This window comes from Pseudarthrobacter sp. TAF60_1, from assembly GCF_052113505.1.
Classification (GTDB): Bacteria; Actinomycetota; Actinomycetes; order Actinomycetales; family Micrococcaceae; genus Arthrobacter.
On record NZ_JBFRDI010000003.1, the window covers coordinates 214107 to 237081 of the forward strand.

General features: G+C 64.9%; 21 protein-coding genes. 16 read left to right on the forward strand and 5 right to left on the reverse strand.

All coding sequences use genetic code 11. From position 1 onward, the window contains the following. Positions 1-4: 4 nt before the first annotated feature. Both AB4Y73_RS04550 and AB4Y73_RS04555 read right to left on the reverse strand, forming a co-directional pair. On the reverse strand, positions 5-472 hold the full coding sequence (locus AB4Y73_RS04550; protein WP_441869095.1) for a tRNA (cytidine(34)-2'-O)-methyltransferase: 468 nt from the start codon (positions 470-472) through the stop codon (positions 5-7). Positions 473-481: 9 nt separating this feature from the next. Beyond that, positions 482-1450 (reverse strand): J domain-containing protein, encoded by a 969-nt coding sequence (locus AB4Y73_RS04555; protein WP_441869098.1) that lies wholly within the window; start codon positions 1448-1450, stop codon positions 482-484. A 186-nt stretch (positions 1451-1636) separates the two neighbouring features. On the opposite strand from AB4Y73_RS04555, the gene AB4Y73_RS04560 reads away from it, so the two are divergent. Further along, the gene (locus AB4Y73_RS04560) at positions 1637-2311 is read left to right on the forward strand and encodes a hypothetical protein (protein ID WP_441869101.1); all 675 of its coding nucleotides are present in this window, start codon (positions 1637-1639) and stop codon (positions 2309-2311) included. A 29-nt stretch (positions 2312-2340) separates the two neighbouring features. Here AB4Y73_RS04560 and AB4Y73_RS04565 read toward each other — a convergent pair whose 3' ends face one another. Next, positions 2341-2766 (reverse strand): hypothetical protein, encoded by a 426-nt coding sequence (locus AB4Y73_RS04565; RefSeq protein WP_441869104.1) that lies wholly within the window; start codon positions 2764-2766, stop codon positions 2341-2343. A gap of 90 nt (positions 2767-2856) precedes the next feature. On the opposite strand from AB4Y73_RS04565, the gene AB4Y73_RS04570 reads away from it, so the two are divergent. After that, positions 2857-3531, forward strand: a complete 675-nt coding sequence (locus tag AB4Y73_RS04570; protein WP_441869107.1) for a helix-turn-helix transcriptional regulator — start codon at positions 2857-2859, stop codon at positions 3529-3531. 33 nt (positions 3532-3564) lie between these two features. Next, on the forward strand, positions 3565-4797 hold the full coding sequence (locus AB4Y73_RS04575) for a cysteine desulfurase family protein (RefSeq protein ID WP_441869110.1): 1233 nt from the start codon (positions 3565-3567) through the stop codon (positions 4795-4797). Here the strand turns inward: AB4Y73_RS04575 and AB4Y73_RS04580 are convergent. Next, positions 4773-6029 (reverse strand): NAD(P)/FAD-dependent oxidoreductase, encoded by a 1257-nt coding sequence (locus AB4Y73_RS04580; RefSeq protein WP_441869113.1) that lies wholly within the window; start codon positions 6027-6029, stop codon positions 4773-4775. The two genes, AB4Y73_RS04575 and AB4Y73_RS04580, sit on opposite strands and share 25 nt — an antisense overlap. Positions 6030-6239: 210 nt before the next feature. On the opposite strand from AB4Y73_RS04580, the gene mnmA reads away from it, so the two are divergent. From mnmA to AB4Y73_RS04615, 7 genes are all read left to right on the forward strand, one after another. After that, on the forward strand, positions 6240-7364 hold the full coding sequence (mnmA, locus tag AB4Y73_RS04585) for a tRNA 2-thiouridine(34) synthase MnmA (protein ID WP_441869116.1): 1125 nt from the start codon (positions 6240-6242) through the stop codon (positions 7362-7364). A gap of 187 nt (positions 7365-7551) precedes the next feature. Next, the gene (locus tag AB4Y73_RS04590; RefSeq protein ID WP_441869119.1) at positions 7552-9189 is read left to right on the forward strand and encodes an ABC transporter substrate-binding protein; all 1638 of its coding nucleotides are present in this window, start codon (positions 7552-7554) and stop codon (positions 9187-9189) included. A 110-nt stretch (positions 9190-9299) separates the two neighbouring features. Continuing rightward, positions 9300-10382 carry an ABC transporter permease gene (locus tag AB4Y73_RS04595; RefSeq protein ID WP_441869122.1) on the forward strand — a complete coding sequence of 361 codons (1083 nt, stop codon included), beginning with the start codon at positions 9300-9302 and terminating at the stop codon, positions 10380-10382. Then, positions 10382-11374 (forward strand): ABC transporter permease, encoded by a 993-nt coding sequence (locus AB4Y73_RS04600; RefSeq protein WP_441869125.1) that lies wholly within the window; start codon positions 10382-10384, stop codon positions 11372-11374. Before AB4Y73_RS04595 ends, AB4Y73_RS04600 begins: the two co-directional genes overlap by 1 nt. Then, positions 11371-13077, forward strand: coding sequence for an ABC transporter ATP-binding protein (locus tag AB4Y73_RS04605; protein ID WP_441869128.1), 1707 nt, complete (start codon positions 11371-11373; stop codon positions 13075-13077). Before AB4Y73_RS04600 ends, AB4Y73_RS04605 begins: the two co-directional genes overlap by 4 nt. Before the next feature lie 9 nt (positions 13078-13086). Continuing rightward, on the forward strand, positions 13087-13473 hold the full coding sequence (locus AB4Y73_RS04610; protein WP_441869131.1) for a chorismate mutase: 387 nt from the start codon (positions 13087-13089) through the stop codon (positions 13471-13473). Next, positions 13464-14474: a hypothetical protein gene (locus tag AB4Y73_RS04615; RefSeq protein WP_441869134.1), complete on the forward strand. Its 1011-nt coding sequence runs from the start codon at positions 13464-13466 to the stop codon at positions 14472-14474. Before AB4Y73_RS04610 ends, AB4Y73_RS04615 begins: the two co-directional genes overlap by 10 nt. Before the next feature lie 86 nt (positions 14475-14560). On the opposite strand, the gene AB4Y73_RS04620 is transcribed toward AB4Y73_RS04615, so the two are convergent. Continuing rightward, positions 14561-15274 carry a DUF4166 domain-containing protein gene (locus AB4Y73_RS04620; protein WP_441869136.1) on the reverse strand — a complete coding sequence of 238 codons (714 nt, stop codon included), beginning with the start codon at positions 15272-15274 and terminating at the stop codon, positions 14561-14563. Between the two features lie 144 nt (positions 15275-15418). Between AB4Y73_RS04620 and mtrA the strand changes: the two genes are divergently transcribed. The 6 genes from mtrA to AB4Y73_RS04650 all read left to right on the forward strand — a co-directional run bounded on the left by mtrA (position 15419) and on the right by AB4Y73_RS04650 (position 22939). Beyond that, complete coding sequence (gene mtrA / locus AB4Y73_RS04625) at positions 15419-16093, forward strand: MtrAB system response regulator MtrA (protein WP_164198828.1); 675 nt, start codon at positions 15419-15421, stop codon at positions 16091-16093. Further along, entirely contained in the window at positions 16065-18035 is a 1971-nt protein-coding gene (mtrB, locus tag AB4Y73_RS04630) for an MtrAB system histidine kinase MtrB (RefSeq protein ID WP_441869140.1), read from the forward strand. The genes mtrA and mtrB overlap by 29 nt, the downstream gene beginning before the upstream one ends. After that, entirely contained in the window at positions 18032-19759 is a 1728-nt protein-coding gene (locus AB4Y73_RS04635) for an LpqB family beta-propeller domain-containing protein (protein WP_441869143.1), read from the forward strand. The genes mtrB and AB4Y73_RS04635 overlap by 4 nt, the downstream gene beginning before the upstream one ends. A gap of 63 nt (positions 19760-19822) precedes the next feature. Beyond that, the gene (locus tag AB4Y73_RS04640; protein WP_441869146.1) at positions 19823-20767 is read left to right on the forward strand and encodes a ComF family protein; all 945 of its coding nucleotides are present in this window, start codon (positions 19823-19825) and stop codon (positions 20765-20767) included. 145 nt (positions 20768-20912) lie between these two features. After that, positions 20913-21638 (forward strand): ribosome hibernation-promoting factor, HPF/YfiA family, encoded by a 726-nt coding sequence (gene hpf, locus AB4Y73_RS04645; RefSeq protein WP_441869148.1) that lies wholly within the window; start codon positions 20913-20915, stop codon positions 21636-21638. Between the two features lie 32 nt (positions 21639-21670). Beyond that, complete coding sequence (locus AB4Y73_RS04650; protein ID WP_441869151.1) at positions 21671-22939, forward strand: winged helix-turn-helix domain-containing protein; 1269 nt, start codon at positions 21671-21673, stop codon at positions 22937-22939. The last annotated feature ends 36 nt before the right edge of the window (positions 22940-22975 follow it).

The window sequence follows — 22975 nt, forward strand, 5'->3', positions numbered from 1 at the left end:
CCGGTCAGATTTGGGCGCCGGCGAAACCTTGCTGGCGCCATGCCTCGTACACCGCGATGGAGGCGGCATTGGCGAGGTTTAACGAACGGAGCGAGGGCAGCATGGGAAGCCGCACGGTGGCCGTAACGTGCGGGTCTCGCTTGACGTGTTCGGGCAGGCCCACGGATTCCTGACCGAACATCAGCACGTCGCCGGGCTGATAGGTGATGTCTGCGTAGCTGGACGTGCCGTCGGAGGTGAAGGCATAGACGCGGTCCGGCTGCAGCTCCCGCCAGGCATCCTCGATTGTTTTGTGGACGGTGACTACGGCGAGATCGTGGTAGTCGAGACCGGCGCGCCTGAGCTTCGCATCAGAGAAGTCAAAGCCCAGGGGTTCCACCAAGTGCAGTTCGGCGCCGGTGATGGCCGCCAGCCTGATGGCATTGCCGGTATTGCCTGGGATTTCGGGGGAGTGGAAGAGGATTCGGAACACGGTCCAATCCTAGCCAGTGTGCATGCCGCGCAGCAGCCTGGCCAGGATGGGAACGTTGACAGTGTTCGGTGCTGGTCCTGCCGAGAGGAAGTGTTTGAGGCCGCGGACCAGTCCTGCCGCGTTGACCACCTGGACCGTTTCGCCGGCGCCGGCAGTGCGCCGGTGGCGATCGATCACGGGTTCGTGGAGGTTGCCGTCAGGGCTGTGGATGACCGTCCAGCCGGTGACATTCAGTTCAGGAAAAATATCCTGCATGGCGCGGACCACGTGGGCCAGCTGCGGCGGGGCAATGGAGCGGCCGCCGTGCCTGAGGGCCTGTCCGTCCCAGGCGTACGCTCCCTTGGGCAGGAGCATGGAACCGATAAGAGCGAGCCTGTAGCCGGACAGCACTGCGTGGTCTATGTGGCTGTTGTCCGCGGGGGACTGCAGCCCGTTGACCAGCCGGGCCGCCGGAATCCCCGGCAGCACCTGCCGGGTGATGAGCTGCACGGTCCGCATCTCACGCTGGATTCTGGCTTCGGCGCCAAAAATGCCCCGTTTGCGCGGCATCCCATGAACCTGCTGACTGGCCTGGCTGAAAGGAATCAGGGGAACCGTCCCGGTTGCCTGGAACTCCGCGGCATCGTAGGGCGGGAGGTATAACGCGGGGTCGCCGGCGGTGTTGCGGGGCGTGCCGGGCCTGTGCACGGTGGCCGAGGCATGGCTTCCCGCGGCCGGGGCATCAAAGTGTGCTTCAGACGCCGCAGCTGTGCTGGCGTTAGCTCTTCCCGCGGCATAGGAGCGGTCGTAGGCCTTACGCCGATTGGGGTCCATCAGGGTTTCGTAGGCTGCCGTCACCTGGCGGAACGCAGCGGCGTCCCCGCCGTGGTCCGGATGCGCCGTCCGCGCTGCCCGGCGGTAGGCCACCTTGATTTCCTTGTCGGTGGCTGTCACCGCCACGTGTAGCACCTCGTAGTGGGAGCTGCTGCTCTCGGTCAAGCACTCATCCTTATGTTCGTCCGGCCAGTCCACGGCAGGCAGCCCGGCTGGCCCAGTTTAGCCGCCTGTCCACACAACGTCTTGGTGGGTGGCAGTGGTTCCCGGGACTGCGCATCAAACGGAACCCGGCCCGCCGTCTAGACTCTTGGAGGGCGGCTGGTCGGCTGTCGGGGTGAGCATATTGGGGTGGATGTGAAGGCACAGGCTGCAGCCGGACTCGTAGCACGGGCGCTCCTGTGCACGCTAGCGCTCGCAGGATGCAGTGTTGGCGTCCCGGACCCCGAAGCCCCGAAGGTCCAGCCGACGGCCAGCACGCTTGCCACCCCCACCATCACGCCTGGCCATGACTCCGCTGCGGTGGCCGCCAGAGACATGCCCTTCTCGGCCGGCGCCTCGTTGGCCAAGGACGTTCCGGTGGGCATCTCCGACGGCCTCAAGATTGCGCCAGGCTGGACGCCGGTTAAGGAAAACGTGGCCGGTGAGAGCCAGTACGCGAAGGCCGACGGTTGCCTGGTCGCAGCCAAGGTGCGGGCCAACCAGTCCCCCCTGGTCCTGGCGGATGACAGGGAGTCGACCGCCGGCCTGTTCACCTATCTTGACCCCACCATCCTGCCCGCTTACCTGAAGACGGCAACGCTGCCGTGGGGCGGCGAGCCTGGCAAGCCGGGTCCGGTGGTTGAGGTGTTGGTCCTGGAGGAGCCCGGTCAGCCGGGCGCCAAATCGACGGCCGTCATGGCGAGGGTCTTCGGTGCGGCCGCGTCGTCGGTGTATGTCTCGGTTTCCTGCCCCGACCCTGCCACCCTCGCTGTAGCCCGGGCCGAGGTGGCAACGCGCCTCGTGGTGGTTCCGCCGTCGAATTAGTGGTGGCGTCGAACCAGCGGCGATACGTACTAGCGGTGGCGGCGCCACGACCCGGCAGGCGAGAGCCGGTTCAGGGCGAGGGCACCGACCAGCAGGCCAAAGTCGCGCAGGGCCACGTCGTAGTATTCGCCCAGGACGAGCAGGTTGACGATAATTCCGAGCAGCCAGACGGCCACCAGCAGCGCACCGAACCGGGGACGGACAGCCACCATGATGCCGGCAATGACCTCCACCACGCCGACGATGTACATGAACGTCTGCGGCGTGACGGGGACAACTGACGTGGCAACGGGTGCCAAGTAGGTGGTCCAGTCGGTGAGGATGTTGGTGAACTTGTCCAGCCCGAAGATGATAGGTGCCACTGTGAACACCGTCCGGAGGAGGAAGAACGCCGGGCGGTCCGGTGCCATTGTTTGCAGGCGGCCGGTCGGGATGTGCTCTGTGGATGTTTTCATGGTGCGCTCCTTCTAAAAGTAGGTATCATAATTTTAGAAAGAACGGACGATTTAAGCAATGGATGTTGTTTTTAGAATGAAAGGCTCCTAGTGCGCAGACTTCCGTGGGGCCGCCGCGTGGCGGCCATCGCCTCGCTCGGCGATGAAAAACGCCGCCAGCTTTTCCAGCTGGTTGCCTCCTGGGACGGTGCCGTCGGACGGGACGACGCCGCAGACACCTTGGGGTTGCCACGGAGTACGGCCTCCTTCCATCTCGACAAGCTGGTCCAGGATGGCCTGCTGGCAGTGGAATTCCACAAGGCAGCAGGAAAGGCCGGGCCCGGCTCCGGGCGTCCCGCCAAGATGTATCGGCCAGCGGCGAGCGAAGTGAGCGCCTCGGTGCCAGACCGGAACTACGACCTGGCCGGGGAACTCCTCGCCGCTGCCATCGAGGACTCCACGGCCACCGGCGAGGCGGTGGGCGACTCGCTGCGAACGACGTCGTACCGCAAGGGCCGGGAGCTCGCCGCCGGAGCCGAGGGCCTAGCGGAGTTCATGGCGGGGGAGGGCTACGACCCCCAGCCCGATGGGGAGGGTGGCCTGGTGCTGGCTAACTGCCCGTTCCACCGGCTTTCCGACGGGCACCCGGACGTCGTCTGCGCGATGAACGGTTCCTTCCTTCGGGGCGCCGCCGCGGCGTGCGGGGAGCCCGAGGAGCGCATTATGCCGAGCGGTGTCCAGGGCCAGTGCTGCGCCCGGATCGCCGGTAGTATCACGCCGCCCTGAATCCTCGAGCGACGACGCGGCTAGAATTGATCCGTGCCCGTCTACCTCGATCATGCAGCCACCACACCACTTTCGGCGGAGGCGCTGGCAGCCCTGACCCGGGAACTCTCCCGCACCGGCAACCCGTCGTCCCTGCATGGCTCCGGCCGCCGTGCCCGGCGGTCCGTGGAGGACGCGAGGGAAGCCATCGCGGCGGCGGCCGGCGCCCATCCCTCGGAGGTCATTTTTACGTCCGGCGGCACTGAGTCGGACAACCTGGCGGTCAAGGGCCTGTTCTGGTCCCGCTCCGGCGAAGACCCCTCCCGGCGGCGCATCCTGTGCTCCGCCGTCGAGCATCATGCGGTGCTGGACACGGTGGAATGGCTGGAACGCCATGAAGGTGCCCAGGTCACTTGGCTGCCCGTGGACAGCGAGGGGGTGGTGGACCTGGAGTTTCTGACAGCCGAGCTGTCGCGCGACCCCGCCTCCATCGCGCTGGTGACGGTGATGTGGGCGAACAACGAGGTGGGGACCATCCAGCCCGTGCACCGGATTGTGGAGTTGGCGCACGCGGCCGGTGTCCCGGTCCATTCGGATGCTGTCCAGGCGTTCGGATCCCTGCCGGTGGACTTCAAGGCTTCAGGGCTGGACGCCATGTCTGTTTCCGGGCATAAGATCGGCGGCCCGGTGGGTGTGGGGGCCCTGCTCCTGGGGCGTGCAGTCAAGCTGACCCCGGTACAGCATGGCGGCGGCCAGGAACGCGATGTTCGTTCCGGGACCTTGGACACGGCTTCCATCGCTGCCTTCGCTGCGGCTGCGGAAGCCGCCGCTGCGCACCTTGAATCGGAAGGCGCCCGTATCGGGACCCTCCGCGACCGGCTGATCGACGGCGTCCTCGAACGCGTGCCCGAGGCCGTGCTGCGCGGAGCGCCGGGGGAGGAGCGCCTGCCCGGCAACGCCCACTTCACTTTCCCGGGCTGCGAAGGAGATTCGCTGCTGTTCCTGCTGGACCTTGCCGGCGTGGAATCATCTACTGGTTCGGCCTGTACCGCCGGCGTGCCGCGGCCCTCCCACGTGCTGCTGGCCATGGGCCTGGATGAGGAAACCGCCCGCGGCGCCCAGCGCTTTACGCTCGGCCATTCCTCAACGGAGGCAGATGTGGACGCCCTGCTGGCAGCCCTTCCCGGCGCCTATGAGCGGGCGCGGCAGGCGGGAATGGCCGGCCATGAATCGTCCATTCAGACGGCAGGAACCGTGGCGCGTCAGGCCAGTTCCGGCAGGAGCTGATCGAGTCCGGCGGCGTTGTCGGCCAGGCGCTCCGCGGTAACCGGTGTCCGGGCCGAGATGAGGGCTTTGATGGTTTTCTGGGCTCCCGGCTGCATTTTCCGCGGCCAGTTGACGCTCATGCCGGCCACCACCCGGGAATCCTGCTGCCAGAAGGCGATGAACTCTTTGGCCTCCAGTGCCCCCCTGATCACCGGTTCAGCGCCCGCGGCCAGGGTGGGGAAGCCCGAGTACTCCATGCTGACGTCGAACTGGTCTGTATAGAAATACGGGATGGTGCTGTGCGTGGCGTCCTGGCCCAGCATCGCCCTGGCTGCCACCTTGCCCCCGTTCAGGGCATTGGACCAATGCTCGCTGCGATGGTGTTGGCCGGTGAAGGGATGCAAGGCGTTGGCGACGTCGCCGGCCGCGTAGATACCGGGCTCACTGGTTTGCAGCGAAGCATCCGTGAGGATGCCGTTGTCCAGCGCCAAACCGGCGGCCTGGGCTAGCGCAGTGTCAGGTACCACTCCCACGGCGATGATCACGATGTCTGCAGGGAGCAGTTCGCCGGTGTCCGTGATGACGCCTGTGACGGCTCCATCGCTGCCGATGATCTCCCGCGCCGAGGCGGGAAGCCGGAAGCTGACGCCGTTCGCCTCGTGCAGACCCCGGAAGAACCGTCCCAGGTCCGGGCCGATCGCGCCCGCAAGCGGAATGTCCTCCAGCCCCAGCAGGGTGACATGGTTGCCATACGTTGCTGCGGCAGCCGCCAATTCCATCCCGATCCAGCCCGAACCGACCATCACCACATTCTTGCCGCCGGCGGCGAGGCGGCCGCGGAGTTGCCTGCTGTCATCCAGGGTGCGGAACGTGGACACACCGGCCAGGTCACTGCCCGGAAGCCGCAGGCTGCGGGGCGATGCCCCGGTGGCCAGGAGCAGGGAGCCGTAGGCCAGCGAGGATCCGTCGTCCAGTTGTACCGTCCTCTCCTTCGCCCGGACAGCGGTGACCCGGACTCCGAGGCGGAGGACGACGTCGTTCTCTGCGTACCAGCCGTGCGGCACCACCGGGACGGTGTCCTCTGCGGCCTTGCCCAGCAGGTACTCCTTGGACAGCGGCGGCCGCAGGTAGGGGTCATGGTGTTCGGCGCCGACAACGGTCACCCGGCCAGTGAAGCCCTCGGCCCGCAGGGTTTTGGCGGCGGTGGCGCCAGCCAGCCCGCCGCCCGCAATGACGATGTCCTGAACAGCCATGTCCGCCCGCTTCCCCTTGCTTGACCCGATTCTAAAACTGTTAACCCTGACTTTAGAATCGGGGGGGCATGGCAGTCAAGGTCTTTTTGGGCAGGATTCGGCGTGCCGATAGAATAGGGCGGCAGGCATTGTGTTATTTGTGCGGCCGCCACCTAAATGAGCCGCCCGCCACTGGTGCCTGCGGCCCCCTGAACCCAAAAGAAAGCAAGCATGCGAGTCTTAGCAGCCATGAGCGGCGGAGTCGATTCCGCCGTAGCCGCAGCACGTGCCGTTGAAGCCGGCCACGACGTCGTCGGCGTTCACCTTGCGCTGTCCAGGATGCCCGGCACCCTGCGGACGGGCAGCCGCGGCTGCTGCACCATCGAAGACTCGCGCGATGCCTGGCGGGCCTGCGATGTGCTCGGCATTCCCTATTACGTCTGGGACTTCTCGGAGCGCTTCAAGGAAGACGTTGTCCAGGACTTCATCGACGAATACGCTGCCGGCCGGACGCCCAACCCCTGCATGCGCTGTAACGAGCGGATCAAGTTCGCCGCCCTGCTGGAAAAGGCCATTGCGCTGGGTTTCGACGCCGTCTGCACCGGGCACTATGCCAAGGTCATCACCGACTCCGACGGGAACCCGGAACTCCACCGCGCAGCGGACTGGGCCAAGGACCAAAGCTATGTCCTGGGCGTGCTGACCCACGAACAGCTCAAGCACTCCATGTTCCCCCTGGCCGATACACCCTCCAAAGCTGAAGTCCGGGCAGAGGCCGAGCGCCGGGGGCTCTCCGTGGCGAACAAGCCCGACAGCCACGACATCTGCTTTATCCCCGACGGCGATACCGCTGGCTGGCTCGCCGAAAAGATCGAGATGACCACCGGCGACATCGTGGACGAGACCGGATCCAAGGTGGGCGAGCACCCAGGGGCAAATGCCTTCACGGTGGGCCAGCGCCGCGGCCTGAAGCTGGGCACGCCGGCAGCGGATGGCAAGCCGAGGTTTGTGCTGGAAATCCGCCCGAAGGAAAACAAGGTGGTGGTGGGGCCGCAGGCTCTGCTGGCCATCGACGAGATCCGCGGCATCAAGGTCTCCTGGGCCGGGCTGCCGATCGCCGAAATCGAAACGGGCGCCGAGTTTGAGTGCCACGCCCAGGTCCGCGCGCACGGCGATCCCGTGCCGGCAACCGCGCGCATGGTGCCTGGAGAGGATGCCCCGCAGTTGCTGGTGACCCTGACCGACCCCCTGCGCGGGGTGGCTCCCGGCCAGACGGTGGTCCTCTACCAGGGAAGCCGTGTGCTCGGCCAGGCCACTATCGATGCCGCCCGGTCCCTGCAGCGCGCCGAACTTTAGGCCGCTCGAATGCTCCTGAGCAGAATGTTCGCACCGCTCAGGTAAATTTTGTGTCTCAACTCACAAAATTGCCGGTTGATGAGCCCGGCGTCTGATTGAATCTAGGCATCAGGACAGCGCGCTGCCCGCCCGGGTAACACCTCTGGGCGGGGAGCAAACGCGCACTCATCGGACAGAAAGTTCAAAGATGACCAAGAGCACCAAAGCCTTGCGGAGCGCCATCGCGCTCGCGGGCATTTCCGCCTTCGCCTTGACTGCCTGCACGGGCCCCTCAGGTGGTGGCGGCGGCGGCACGGCATCGGGCGGTGCCAGCAGCGTCATAACGTACGGCACCACGGACAAGGTCACCGCCCTGGACCCGGCCGGTTCGTACGACAACGGTTCATTCATGCTGATGAACCAGGTTTTTTCCTTCCTGTTGAACTCCAAGCCCGGCGGCGCGGAGCCCGTACCGGATCTGGCGGAATCGTCGTCCTTTACCAAACCCACGGAATTTACGGTCAAGCTCAAGAGCGGACTGAAGTGGGCCAACGGGCACGTGCTGGACTCCAAGGACGTCAAGTTCTCCTTTGACCGCCAGCTCAAAATCAACGATCCCAACGGCCCGGCGTCGCTGCTGGCCAACATCGAATCGATTGCCACGCCGGACGCCACCACTGTGGTCTTCACCCTGAAGCAGGCGAACGACCAGACGTTTGCCCAGATCCTGCAGAGCCCGGCCGGCCCGATCGTTGACGACGAAGTCTTCCCGGCGGACAAGCTCCTCAGTGACGAGGACATCGTCAAGGCCAACGCCTTCTACGGCCCGTACACCATCGACTCCTATAACAAGAACACCTTGGTGAGCCTGAAGTCCTGGCCGGACTACAAGGGTGTCCTGGGCGCTCCCGCCAACGATGGTGCCACCGTTAAGTACTACACCGACCAGACCAACATGAAGCTGGAGATCAAGGGCGGCCAGATCGATGTGGCCAACCGCAGCCTCAGCGCCACCGACATCGACGACCTCAAGAAGGACTCGAACGTCAAGGTCAACATTGGTCCCGGCGGCGAGATGCGGTACATCGTGTTCAACTTCGACATCATGCCCTTTGGCGCCAAGACCCCGGAGGCCGACCCGAAGAAGGCACTGGCTGTCCGCCAGGCCGTGGCCAACCTCGTGGACCGGCAGGCCATCTCGGACCAGGTCTACAAGGGGACCTACCTGCCGATGTGGTCCAACGTGCCCTCCGGCTTCCTCGGTGCTAACGAATCCTTCAAGCAGGCCTACGGAGACGGCTCCGGCAAGCCCAGCCCGGACAAGGCAAAGAAGGTCATGACCGACGCCGGCATAACCGGCCCGGTGACCATCAAGCTCCAGTACAACCCGGACCATTACGGCAAGTCCTCCGGCGACGAGTACGCCGCGGTTAAGGATCAGCTGGAAAAGAGCGGACTGTTCAAGGTAGACCTTCAATCAACAGAGTGGGTCACCTACAACAAGACCTCCAAGGCTGACGGCTACCCTGTCTTCCAGCTGGGCTGGTTCCCGGACTTCAGCGATCCCGACAACTACCTCACGCCGTTCTTTGTTGGCGGCGGTTTCATGAAGAACCACTACTCCAACCCGGAGGTTGAGGCCTTGATCGCTAAGCAGCTCGTCAACGGTGACAAGTCCGCACGTGAAAAGCAGGTTCAGGATATCCAGAACCTCCTTGCCAAGGACATCTCAACGCTGCCCCTGCTGCAGGGCGCCCAGGTAGCTGTTTCAGGGAAGGACGTGAAGGGCGTGGATTCCACACTCGATGCTTCCTTCAAGTTCCGGCTCGGCCAGGTTTCCAAATAACAGCAGGCTCTCGTAACGCCACATAACCCGCGTCAGGAGGTGGGGCCCGCCGGCCTCGCCTCCTGCGTTTTGGGACCCCAATTTCCAGTTTCAAACCAAGCAGGGACAGCATGACCACCTTGATTGATGCGCCGCCACCAACAGTCGCGGCCCCCAAATCCAAATCCGCGGGAGGTGGCCTTGGGAAGTACATCCTGGTCCGCTTCCTGCTGATCTTCCCCACAATTTTCATCCTCGTCACCCTGGTGTTCTTCCTCATGCGGATCACCGGCGATCCCATCACCGCAGCCCAGGGCGGACGCCTACCGCAAGAGCAAATTGACATCCTGGTCCACCAGGCCGGTTACGACCGAAACCTCTTTATTCAGTACATCGAGTACCTCGGCAACATCGCCACGGGCAACTTCGGCCGAACTATTTCCGATGGCAGGCCCGTGATTGAGATGCTCACCAAATTCGGTGCCGCCACCCTTGAACTGGCCATTAACGCAATTGTTGTGGCGCTCCTGGTGGGCATTCCGCTCGGCATGTTCGCAGCACACAAGCGGGACAAGGTTCCCGATGCCCTGCTGCGCTTCTTCGCCATTCTCTGCTACGCCACGCCCGTCTTCTTTGCAGGCCTGCTCCTGAAGCTCACGTTCTCCGTCGGCCTCGGCTGGTTCCCCGTTGCCGGCCGCGCTTCCACCACAACCGAACTGGCCATGAGCCGGTTGTCGGCGCCCACCGGCATCTACTGGCTGGACGCCCTGCGGAGCAACGACCTGGCAGCCTTCGGCGACATCGTCCACCACGCAGTCCTGCCAGCCGTCGCGCTGGGACTTTTGACGGCAGGTGTCTTCCTGCGCCTGGTCCGCACCAACGTGATCGGAACCCTCGGCAAAGACTATGTCGAGGCCGGCCGGTCCCGCGGAGTCAGCGAATACCGGCTGGTGACCAAGCACGCCTATAAGCCAGCATTGATCCCCATCATCACCGTCATGGGCCTCCAGATCGCGCTGTTGCTTGGCGGCGCAGTCCTGACGGAGACCACCTTCGAGTGGAAAGGCCTCGGTTACCAGTTGGCGCAGTACCTGACCGCACGTGACTTTGTGGCCGTCCAGGGCATCGTGATGCTACTGGCAGTCATCGTCGCAGTTACTAACTTCGTGGTGGATATCGTGGCCGCCCTGATCGATCCGCGGGTGAGGTACTGATGAGCGCCGAAGCATTCAGGCCACCCAAAAAGTCCTTGCTGGACAGGCTGCCCGTCTCGTCCCACATCCGGCGCAGCGTTGGGCTGCAGCGCACCATGCTGCTCATCGGCGTCGTATTGTGCGCTGTGTTCCTGGTGGCCGCCATTTTCGCGCCGCTGCTCGCGCCGTACGGATTCGCGCAGATTTCCGACGACGGCGGGACGTTCCCTGCGCAGGCTGCACCGGGCGGCAAGCATCCCTGGGGCACCACCGTGGGGGGCTACGACGTCTTGTCCCGGGTGATCTGGGGATCGCAGACAGCGGCCACGGTGATCGTGGTTGCCGTCATCATGGCCATCTTCCTCGGAGTCTTCCTGGGCCTGGTCAGCGGCTACTTTGGCGGCTGGCTGGACCGGGTGCTGGTTGTGGTCGCCGACGCGATCTACGCGTTCCCCACCCTCCTCCTGGCCATCGTGGTCTCAATTGCCATCAACAAGGGACAGTCCGGCTTCTGGGGCGGAATCCTCGCCTGCGGGTTTGCCATCACCGCCGTCTTTGTTCCCCAGTATTTCCGGGTGATCAGGGCCGAGGCCATCCGGCTCAAAGCCGAACCGTTCGTGGAATCCGCCCAGGTGGTGGGCGCCTCGAGTGCACGGATCATCGGCAGGCACATCTTCGGCAACGCCACCCGCACACTTCCGCTGATCTTCACGCTGAACGCGTCGGAGGCTATCCTCACCCTGGCCGGGCTGGGCTTCCTGGGGTTCGGCATCGAACCGAGTTCAGCTGCGGAATGGGGCTTCGACCTGAACAAGGCGATGTCTGATGCGTCGTCAGGTATTTGGTGGACGGGTGTGTTCCCGGGTGCAGCGATCGTGCTCACAGTCCTCGGCCTGACCCTGGTGGGGGAGAGCATGAATGACCTGAACGATCCGCGCCTGCGTGGACGCAGAAGGGCCGGTTCCAAGACCAAAGGCAAAGACATAAAGAACCAGACGGAGGTGTCCGCATGAGCGGTCCGGAGATCATCGGCACCAGCGCCAGGCAACCTCAGGGACATGTCCTGGAAATCGACCATCTCAAAGTCACCTTCGCCACCGACGGCGGAGACGTCTACGCGGTCAAGGACGTGAGCCTGGACGTCAGCCCCGGCGAAGTCCTGGCCATCGTGGGCGAGTCCGGTTCGGGGAAAACGGTGACGGCGAAGACCATCCTCGGACTCCTGCCCGAAACCGCAACCAGCGGTGGAGCGGTCCTGATCAACGGCAACAACGTGATCAGCGTGAGCGCATCGAAGCTGAGGCAGATCCGCGGCCGCGACGTCGCCATGGTGTTCCAGGAACCGTCCACCGCGCTGAACCCGGTGTTCACCGTCGGCTGGCAGATTGCCGAGGGCATCCGTGCCCACGCCACTGGCGGCAAGCGTGTCACAGCCAAAGAAGCTAAAGCCCGGGCCATCGAGGCGCTGCGAAAAGTGGGAATCCCGGACCCGGAACATCGGGTCAACTACTATCCGCATCAGTTCTCCGGGGGTCAAAAGCAGCGTGTCGTGATCGCGGCAGCCCTCGCCCTCAACCCGGGCCTCATCGTGGCGGATGAGCCCACCACCGCCCTGGACGTCACCGTCCAGGCGGAGATCCTGGAGCTCTTGCGGGACCTGCGGGACAAGTACGGCACGTCGATCGTGCTGATCACCCACAACATGGGAGTGGTGGCGGACCTCGCGGACCGGGTGGTGGTGATGTACCAGGGCGACGTCGTGGAGGAGGCGCCTGCGCGGGTACTGTTCGCGGAACCGAAGCAGGACTACACCAGGAAGCTGCTGGCCGCGGTTCCGCACCTGGGCCGGAATTCGGCGTCGGAAGGCCTGAGGGAACGCGCCCACCAGGACGGCAAAGTGCTGGTGGAGGCTACCGACCTGACCATCGAGTACCCCGGGCGGCTGGGGACGCCGGCGTTCAAAGCGGTGGATGGCGTCAGCTTCACCGTCTCCGAGGGGGAGGTCTTTGGGCTGGTGGGCGAATCCGGCTCGGGAAAGACCACCATCGGGCGGGCCATCGCCGGGCTGAACCGGACCACAGGTGGCAGCCTCAAGGTGCTCGGCTACGAAATGCTGAACTTCAAGGAACGGACGTTCAAACCCCTCCGGAAGGACATTGGCTTCGTCTTCCAGGACCCGGCCGCGTCATTCAACCCGCAACTGACTATCGGCGAGTGCGTGGCGGAACCCATGATCATCCACACCAGTCCCAGCCCGGCTCAGGCGCGCAAGCGCGTGGGTGAGCTGCTCGAATCAGTGCAGCTGCCGGCGTCGTACGCTGACCGGTACCCGCACGAACTCTCCGGCGGGCAGCGCCAGCGGGCGTCTTTGGCGCGCGCGCTCATCCTGAACCCCAGGCTGCTGATCGCTGACGAGCCGACGTCGGCGCTGGACGTTTCGGTGCAGGCGAAAGTGCTTGAGCTCTTCAAGGACATCCAGGCGGAGTTCGGCTTTGCTGCCCTGTTCATCAGCCACGACCTCGCGGTGGTGGACATCCTCTCCCAATGGGTGGGCGTGCTCTACAAGGGCAAACTGGTGGAACAGGGGATCGGCAGCCAAGTGATGGGGGCGCCCCAGCACGATTACACCAAGCGGCTGATCGCGTCCCTGCCCGTCCCGGATCCGGACGAGCAGGCACGGCGAAGGGCGGCACACCGGGCGCTGCTGGCCACATAGACTTGGAGCATGACGCAGCAAAACCATGATGTTCCCGACGCCGAAACCTACGACGCCGCAGCGAGTTCGCTGGCCGGCCAGGTGGACAATTCGGTGATGGCGGAACTGCTGTCCATCCGGTCCAGCATCGACAACATCGATGCCACGCTGGTCTACCTCCTGGCTGAGCGGTTCAAAGCGACACAAAAGGTGGGCTTCCTCAAGGCTGCGCACCGGCTTCCCGCAGGGGATCCGGGCCGCGAAAGGGCCCAGATCGCCCGGCTGCGGCGGCTGGCTGAGGACGCCCACCTTGACCCCGCGTTTGCCGAAAAGTTCCTGAATTTCATCATCGGTGAGGTCATCCGTCATCACGAGGCCATCGCCGAGGACCACCAGGCCGCTGCAGAGTGGAAGTAACAGCCACCGCGCTGGGGCCTTGGCCGGGGGAGGACCCGGTGGAGGCCGCGCGGATCATTCGCGGCGAACTGGGCAGCCCGCACCTGCCGTTCCTGGCGGAGCTTCCGGGCCGCGGGGTCGGTTCGGATGCCCTGGGCCGCACTGCGTCACTGTTGGTGGAACTGGCTGTGGATGTGCAGCCGTATGGCTGGCGGCTGGTGGACCGGCCCGGCAAGGATCTCCGCCGGGCCGTTTCGGCGCTGTCCACGGACATCAATGTCCTCGCGGACGTGGCAGGCGGGGAGGATACTCCCACCGGTGAGCTCAAAATCCAGCTCTTGGGTCCGCTCAGCCTTGCCGCGGGCTTGCACCTGCACAACGGCGAACGTGCCCTGATCGACTTCGGCGCACGCCGGGACATTGCCGCGTCACTGGCAGCCGGCGTAGGCAGCTACCTGTCCCGGGTCTCCAGCGCTGTGCCCGGAGCGAAGCTGGTGGTCCAGCTCGACGAACCCGACATCGCCGCCGTGCTCGCCGGCACCATTCCGACGTCGAGCGGTTACCGCACGCTTCGTGCCGTGGCCGGACAGGAGGCCACCGAGTCCTGGCAGCTGGTCATCGAGGCGCTCAGGGCCGCCGGCGCCGTCGAAATCGTTATCGCAGTGCCCGCGGTTGAGGCCCCGATTGAACGGATCGTGACGGCCGGTGCGGATGGCGTGGCCGTTCCGTTGCGGCCCCTGACCTCGCGGCAGTGGGAGCAGCTGGCCGCCGCTGTGGAGGCGGACAAACGGATCTGGGCCGGTGCGGTGGACGCCAACGGCGGCACGTTGCCGAAGGTGGCCGAGGCTGTCGAGTCCGTTTGGCGGCCGTGGCACCAGATGGGACTGCCGGCGTCGTCCCTGGGCAGCGTCCGGGTCACCCCTGCCGGGGGACTCGCAGGGCTCACGCCGGTGGCCGCCACTGGGGTCCTGGGCAGGCTGACCCAAGTGGCTGACGGGGTGAACCAGCGCGCGCACGGTTAGCACTCAGGCAACGCGGGGTCACTTTTCGCCTGATAATCGCCGATTATCGGGCGAAAAGTGACCCCGCGTTGCGTTGGGCTTGGGAATTACATGCGCTCTTCCCAGCGCTCCGGCTGGGCGTAGCGGGGCAGGAAGTTCTGAGCCGAACTGCCGCCAATGTACGGGCGCAGCCGGTACTGCATGTGGCCGGCATAGACCAGTACCTCCCCGATCTGGGGCTGGAGGACCTTGACCTGGATCCGGTGCCGGCCGTTGCCGTCGGCGTCCTCCTCCCACCACTGCTCGGCGTAGGCCTTGGCATCCAAGGCTGCCGGCAGCGGCAAGCGCAGGTGGCCAAGGAACAGCCGTGAGTCCTCTGACACCCCGCGCAGCCTGCCCTCGTCCGTGACGCTGAGTTTCAGGTCCGTGACCATGCGCCGGAACCTGCCCAGGTAGTCCACCAGCCGCGGGGCGCCGTCGGATTCTACCAGGCTGGTGGTGTCCTGGAAAATCCTGGTGCGGCCCGGGAAGCGAATCTCGCGCCGCGCGGTGAGGCTGGGACGCCCGAAAGGATCAAGGTGCGCGTGGTTTTCGATCCGGAACGGGACGCTGGCACCGAATTCCGGGAAGAACGCCTCTTCGCCTGACGTTAGCTTCAGCAACGGCCTCAACCACGCCTGCCGGCAGCCGGCGACGTCGAAAACGCCTTCGCCGATGCCATACCGGCCGGAGCCGGGCTTGAGGGAAAAGTACTCCTGCAACTCCGGCTGCAGCCGGGTGAAATCCTTGCCCAGGGCCTGCTGGTAGATGGGAACGTTCATCAATGACCTCCTGGACGGGTGCCGCCGGCTGCGCCGGGGTTGATTCCCAATCTACCGGCCCGGCCACAGCGCACGCCCGATCGTGGCGCCATGCCGGAAGGCGTTGAACAGGACAAACCTAGTTCAATAGGGGAATATATAACTATGAAGGCACGCATTCTGGTAGTTGATGATGACGAAGCGCTGGCCGAAATGATTGGAATTGTTCTGCGCAATGACGGCTTTGACCCCGTTTTTTGTGCCGATGGCGGTCAGGCCCTTGACGTTTTCCGTTCATCGAAGCCGGACCTCGTGCTGCTTGACCTGATGCTTCCCGGCGTGGACGGCATCGAGGTCTGCCGGCAGATCCGCGCTGAGTCGGACGTGCCCATCGTGATGCTCACCGCCAAATCAGACACGTCCGACGTCGTCCGCGGGCTCGAGTCCGGGGCTGACGACTATGTGCCCAAACCGTTTAAGCCCGCCGAGTTGGTGGCCCGGGTCCGGGCGCGCCTGCGCCCCGGCGACCAGAAGGCGCCCGAAACGTTGCGGATCGCCGACATCACCATCGACGTGGCCGGCCACACGGTGAAGCGCGCAGATGAGCGCATTTCCCTAACACCCCTGGAGTTCGACCTCCTGGTGGCGCTGGCGCGGAAGCCGTGGCAGGTGTTCACGCGCGAGCTACTGCTGGAACAGGTCTGGGGCTACCGCCACGCGGCAGACACCCGGCTGGTCAACGTCCACGTACAGCGGCTCCGGTCCAAGATTGAGCGGGACCCGGAAGCCCCGGAAGTTGTATTGACGGTTCGTGGTGTCGGCTACAAAGCGGGTTCCTGAGTCCTCGGGACCAGAAGGCGCTGACGCCCCGGACCCGGCCACGGCCAAAGGGCCCGAACACAGGGACGCGCTGCCCGCCGAGTTGGCGGCGTTGCCTTTCCGTGCCCGGATCTGGCGGCGCCGTGGAATCATTGTTGGGCTCCGGGTGGCGCGCCTTGTCCGCATCGGGCTGAGCCGTTTCTTTCCGGCAATGCGCTTTGTGGGGCGGTCCCTGCAAAAGCGGTGGCGCCGGTCCCTTCAGTTCCGTACGGTCCTCACTACCCTCTTCCTGGCCGTGACGTCCTTCGGCGTGGTGGGTGCGTACCTCTCCAATCAGATCGCAAACAACCTGTTCCAGGAGCGGCTGACACAGGCCGAATCCGAGACCCGCTACAACGTCAAGCAGGTGCAGGAGACGTTCGACGGCGCCCAGGTCACCGACCAGTCCAGCGTCATCACGCTGGTTTACGACACGCTGAACGCCGTGGAGGGCCGTGGCTCCGTCATCCAGCGGCGCTACGTCTTCGAAGCCAAGCCCGAGCAGACCAAACCAAGGAACCGCTGGGTGGAGTCGCGGGCATCGGACCAGCTGACCGTCAGCGTCATTCCGCCGGACCTGCGCAAGGCCGTGCAGGATTCCGGCAAGGACCAGTACTGGGCGTCCACCGTAATTCCCGTGGGTACCGAGGACAGGCCGGGCATCGCCGTCGGCAACCTGGTGACGTTCAACGGGACTGTGTACGAGCTGTACCTGATTTATGACCTCAACACCGCCCAGCAGACACTCGATGAAATCCAGAGCGTCCTCCTGGCCGGCGGGGCGGTGCTGGTGCTGATGATCGGTGCCATTGCCTGGTATGTCACCCGCAACGTAGTCAGCCCGGTCAGCCACGCGGCCCTGGTGTCCGAGAAGCTCGCGGCCGGGCACTTGCAGGAGCGCATGGTGGTCAAAGGTGAGGACGAAGTTGCCCGCCTCGGCGCATCGTTCAACCACATGGCGGCCAGCCTCCAGGAACAGATCACCCAACTGGCCACGTTGTCCCAGATGCAGCAGCGGTTTGTGTCCGATGTCTCCCACGAACTCCGGACCCCGCTGACCACGGTACGGATGGCGGCCGAGGTGCTTTACGACGCCCGCCACGACTTCGACCCCATCAACAAGCGCTCGGCTGAACTCCTGTACAACCAGGTGGAACGGTTCCAGTCCCTACTCGCGGACCTCCTGGAGATTTCCCGTTTCGACGCCGGCGTGGCCATGCTCGACGCCGAGCCCGAGGACATTGTGCAGGTCATCGCCCACGTCATTGAGGGGGCGGCCCCGGTGGCGGCGGAGTACGGCTCGGAAATCATCCTGCGCGCACCCGCCGCCGGCATCGTCGCGGAAATGGACGCCAGGCGGATCGACAGGATTTTGCGGAACCTCATCCTGAACGCGGTGGAGCACGGCGACGGCAAACCGGTCACCGTGACGGTCGCGGCCAACCAGACGGCAGTGGGAGTTGCTGTCCGGGACCAAGGGATCGGCATGACGCCCGCCGAAGCTGCCCGCGTGTTTGACCGATTCTGGCGCGCAGACCCTGCCCGCGCCCGGACCACCGGCGGCAGCGGCCTTGGCCTGTCCATCGCCATGGAGGACACCAAACTCCACAACGGCTGGCTGCAGGCATGGGGCAACAAGGGCATCGGGTCCAATTTCCGGCTGACTATCCCCTTGCGCCAGGGCGAGGAGATCGACCGGTCGCCCGTCCAGCTTGAGCCGGGTGACATTGTCCTCCCGGGCGGACAGAACGACAGGGACATCCTGGTGCTCGGACCCGGGCCCGGTCCCGGGCCTGGAACTGGACCGTCTTCCGGGACGGACAACAGCATCGCGGGGGCCGCCAGCACGGTCGCCAGGACGGCGACCAGCGCTACAGGTGCCGGTACCGCGGCCGGGGCCACCTCAACGAAGGACCAATTATGAGACGAACGGCCAGCCGTCCTGCGACGCATGGGCTGCGCAAGGCGTTCATTCTTGTGCTGGTTCTGTTCCTGCTTGCGGCGTGTGCCCGTATCCCCACCTCCGGACCGGTGGGGAAGAGCGAGGAAGGCAGCGCCGGCAATGTGAATGCCCCGGTCTTCCTGCCGGCCGGACCCCAGGCCGGGGCAACTCCGGAGAACATCATCGACTATTTCTACCGTGCCGGTACCGGGTACGAGGGCGACTACGCCGTGGCCCGTCAGTTCCTCACCCAGGCAGCGTCGGTATCGTGGAAACCTGACCAACGGGCCCTGGTCTACCGCACAGCGACCGTGGTGGCGACTGACGTGGAAAACGTCTACAACTACCAGCTGGACGTGGCCTACACCGTGGACGTTGACGGCCTTGCCACGCAGTCTCCGGAAGGAACCATCGAGAACATACCGGTCACGCTCACCCAGGTGGACGGTGAGTGGCGGATTTCGGCCATCCCCAACGGGACGGCGATCCCGGAGGAGACGTTCAAGGTCATCTACGGCGCGTACCCCATCTACTTCTATGATCCCAGCTTTACTTACGCTGTTCCGGACGTCCGCTGGTTTATCAAGAACAAGACGGTCAAGGCCATGACCAGCGCGCTGCTTGCCGGCCCCGCGCCGTATCTCCGGGGAGCCGTGGTGAGCGCCTTCCCGTCTGGCATGAAGCTGGCCCGCGAGTCCGTCCCGGTGGTGTCCGGAGCGGCCCAGGTGGACCTCTCCGCGAAGGAGCTCAGCGAGGCGTCCACGGAGGACCGCCTCCGGATGCAGACCCAGCTGGCGCTCACGTTCCGTAGCCAGCCCGACGTCGTCAATGTTGAACTGCGTGCCAACCAGGACCTGGTGCGGGTGGAGGACAACGGCTCCGTGCTGCCCCCTGTGCGCGACAAGAACGTGCCGGCACGGGAGATTGCCATCAGCGGCAACGAACTGGTGCGTTACGAGAACAACAGGGTGTCCCCGCTCCCGGACATGCAGCCTGTCTCCTCGCTCGGCCCCCGCTACCCCGCGGAGTCACCCGTGTCCCAGACGGTCGCCTTCCTCAACGAAAGCCGGACGACGCTTTACAGCATGCTGCCGGGCCAGCCGGCACGAGCCCTGACCACCCGAAGCACCATCACGCACCCCTCATTCAGCCTGCACGACTGGGTATGGGTGGCCGGCCCCGGCGGGACCGGCAGTACTGAAGTGGTGGCTTACCGGCCGGTGGGTGTGGCCGAGGGTGCGCCCGTTCCCACTGTGACGATAACCCCGGCCTGGCTGGCCGGCCGAACCGTCAAGGACTTCAGGATCTCGCGGGAGGGCGTCCGTGCACTGGTGATCTCGGAACAGAACGGCCAAACAAAGGTCCAGGTGACCGGGATCATCCGCAATGTTGACGGGACGCCCAGGGAACTGACCGCCCCCATCACCATTGCGACGGAAAGCAACCCGGAGCAGGGAGTCTGGGTCAGCGACACAACCGTTGCGGTGATAAAGGGGTCCGCCGGCGCAAACGTCACCCCGGAACTGCTGTCCCTCACGTCCGGGCAACCCCAGCAGTTGGCTCCCTGGCCTGGCCTGGTATGGCTCAGCGCAGGCAACGGTCCCGAGGAAATTTACGGCCAGTCTGCCGAAGGAATCTTCCAGCGGCTGGGGAACGGCTGGTCGCCCCAGCTCAAGGGTCCCATCGACCCGTCCTTCCCCGGCTAGCAGTTGTCCACATAGGGCCCTTGTCCAATACCTTTGCCCCCGCCACCGGGTGAGCATGGAGGTGTGCGAAATAAACGCCCCCCGCGGCGGTTACCGGGAACTCCTGCCTGGCCGGTAAAGGCCGCGGATCCGGACCTTCTGCCTGCCCTGCCGGCCGCCAAACACCGCGGCGGGCAGCCCCGCATGTGGTTACGGGCTGCGGACCACGTTGCTGGCGCTGCAGCCGAGCTGCTGGCGCTTGGGGTTCCGGTGGACTGCGTGTGCTGCGGTGCTGAGGATCTGGCGCTCTGCGTGCCGTGTGAACGCCAGGTGCGGCTCCTGACCAGGCACCCGTTCAGGGCCGAGGAGCAGGCGCCTGCCCTGATGAACGTGGACGGCGGCATCATCCTCCCCGTCGTTGCCTCCGGGGTGTATCGCGAGGAGTTGGCCCAGGCGCTGCTGTCCTTTAAGCGACATGGCCAGCACCAGCTCAAGGCAGTCCTTGCCAAGGGGCTGGGCCACGGCATTGCCGCAGCAGCGGGCGGGCTCCACGACGTTTGCCTGGTGCCAGTACCCAGCAGCACCGGCGCGTTCATCAAGCGGGGCTTTAGCCCTATCCACTTGCTGCTGTCCGCGTGGCTCCGGGGCCGCACGGGCGCCGGGCCGCGGGTTGCGGATGCGCTCAGGAAGTCCCGGCGCCGGGCAGCCTTTCAGCAGCTTCCCGGTGGCCAAAAAGGCCTTGGACGGGGAGCCAGGGCCGCCAGGGTCAGGGGCTCCATGAAGGTACCTGAAAACAAGCGCAGGCAGGTCTCCGGCCAGCGTTGCATCATCGTCGACGACGTCCTCACCACCGGGGCAACGCTTGCCGAAGCGGCCCGCGCACTTCACCTCAGCGGAGCCGTTGTTGCCGGTGCAGTGGTCCTCGCGGCGACACGCCCGCCCGATTCAGCTGGGAGCGGAGCCGGGCCCCCGGCCGGCAGCGGAAAGCCGCCCGTCTTAGAAAAAAATAAACGAATAAAGGATGAATAAGCAGTGGCTATGAACTAACGTCGTTGGTGGGTACCAAGAACAAGTTGTACCTTTCGATGGCGGCTCGGAAAGGGGCTCGACTGTCAAACAGATCGGCCTCTGGGAAGTGCCGTCGTCGTGTCACCGAAGTCATTTGGAGGGCACCATGGAGTTTATGATCAGCGGACGAAATCTGACGGTCTCGGACCGATTCCGCGAATACGCCGGTGAGAAGATCTCGAAGATCGAGTCACTGGGCGACAAGGTCCAGCGGGTGGATGCGAAGGTGTCCAAAGAGACGAACGCACGCCAGACCGGCGACCAACTCACCGTTGAGGTAACCGTTCTGGGCCGAGGACCCGTGATCCGCGCAGAAGCCAGCGCCGCAGACAAGTTCGCGGCATTTGATCTCGCCTACACCAAACTGCTTGAGCGGCTCCGCCGCGCCAAGGACCGCAAGAAGGTCCACCACGGCCGCCACACCCCTAAAGCTGTACGCGAAGCAACTGCTTCCCTTGAACCCGCGAGTACCAGTGAACCGCTCTATGTCGAGGCAAGCCATCGAAATGAAACGCAGGCAGCGACTGCTGAATCATCGCCTTATGACCTCGAGAATGACATTCCGGCAGGGGACTCCCCGGTGCTGATCCGGCGCAAAGTTTTCCCCGCTGCCTCCCTTAGCCTCGACGACGCCGTGGACAACATGGAGCTCGTGGGCCACGATTTCTACCTTTTTGTGGACAAAGCCACCAACACGCCTTCGGTCGTATACCGCCGCCGCGGCTGGACGTACGGGGTCATCACCCTTGACCACGAATGCGAACCCGGGGATACCGTGGTCGAAGAGAAAATCATTGCTTACCGTTCCGACGATCAGGCTGCCAAAGTCTAGGGCGATTCCCGCCCGTCATTGAAAGGACTGTTGTGCCAGCTACGCTGAGCCTTGATCAGGCCCGGCGGATCGCACTGGCAGCACAGGGACTCGATAAAGGACGGCCCACCGGCCCGGTGACATCACGGACGGTGGGCCGAACCTTTGCCCGGCTCCAGCTGGTCCAGATCGATTCCGTTAATGTGCTGTCCCGCAGTCACTTCCTTCCCTTCTTTTCCAGGCTGGGGAACTACGACCGCACCATCCTGCAACGGATGTCCGGAACGCACCCCCGGCGGATGATGGAGTACTGGGCGCACGAGGCCAGCTTCATCCGGCCCGAACTCTTCCGGGACCTCCTCCTGTGGCAGAAGCGCACCTGGGTGGGTGCCGCAGCCATGGAGCCAGCACTCCGCGAAGCCGTGACCGGAAAGATTCTTGACGTCCTGGCCGCCGGAAAGCCTCTGACGGCAGCGGAGCTGACGGCGAAGATCGGGCATGTTGAGGACCGGTCCACCGAGAACTGGGGATGGAACTGGAACGCCGTCAAAAGAGTCTTGGAGCACCTCTTCGAGGACGGCCTGATCTCGGCGGCGTCCAGAAGTGAGCAGTTCGAACGCAGATACGCCCTCACCGCACGGGTACTGCCGGACCGGCTGGCGTTGACGGAGGACCAGCGCGACCCCGTAGACGCCATGCGCAGGCTCATCGACGCCGCCGCCCGGGCCCACGGGATCGGTACCGTGCGCTGTTTCGCTGACTACTTCCGCACGCCGGTCAAGGCCGCGGCCACCGCCGTGGACTATCTCGTCGGCGCCGGGAGGCTGGAGCCGGTCACGGTTGCCGGATGGGACCGGAAGGTCTTCCTGCAAACCGATGCCCGGCTGCCGCGGCGGGCTGCGGGACGGGCGCTGCTGAGCCCCTTCGATTCCCTGGTGTTCGAGCGGCGCAGGCTTGAGGAGTTGTTTGGCTTTCACTACCGGATCGAGATTTACACACCCGAAAACCGGCGGCGGTACGGGTACTACGTCCTGCCGTTCCTCCTCAGGGACAGCCTCGTGGCGCGAGTAGACCTGAAGGCGGACCGGTCAGCAGGGAAACTCCTGGTCAGATCCGCGTACGGCGAGCCGGACGCGCCGCCGGACACCGCCGTCGAACTTTCCCAAGAGCTGGAACTCATGGCCGACTGGCTCAGTTTGGGGGACGTTGTGGTCAGCCCCGTGGGGGACCTTGCCGCACCGCTCGCGGCAGCCCTCCACCACCGGGCAGGGCCGATCCGCTCTCAGGGAACAGCGGCCACGTGGCCGGCGTCTCTCCCGTAGACTAAAAACGCCAGAATTCGGCAGCATCAGACTGGG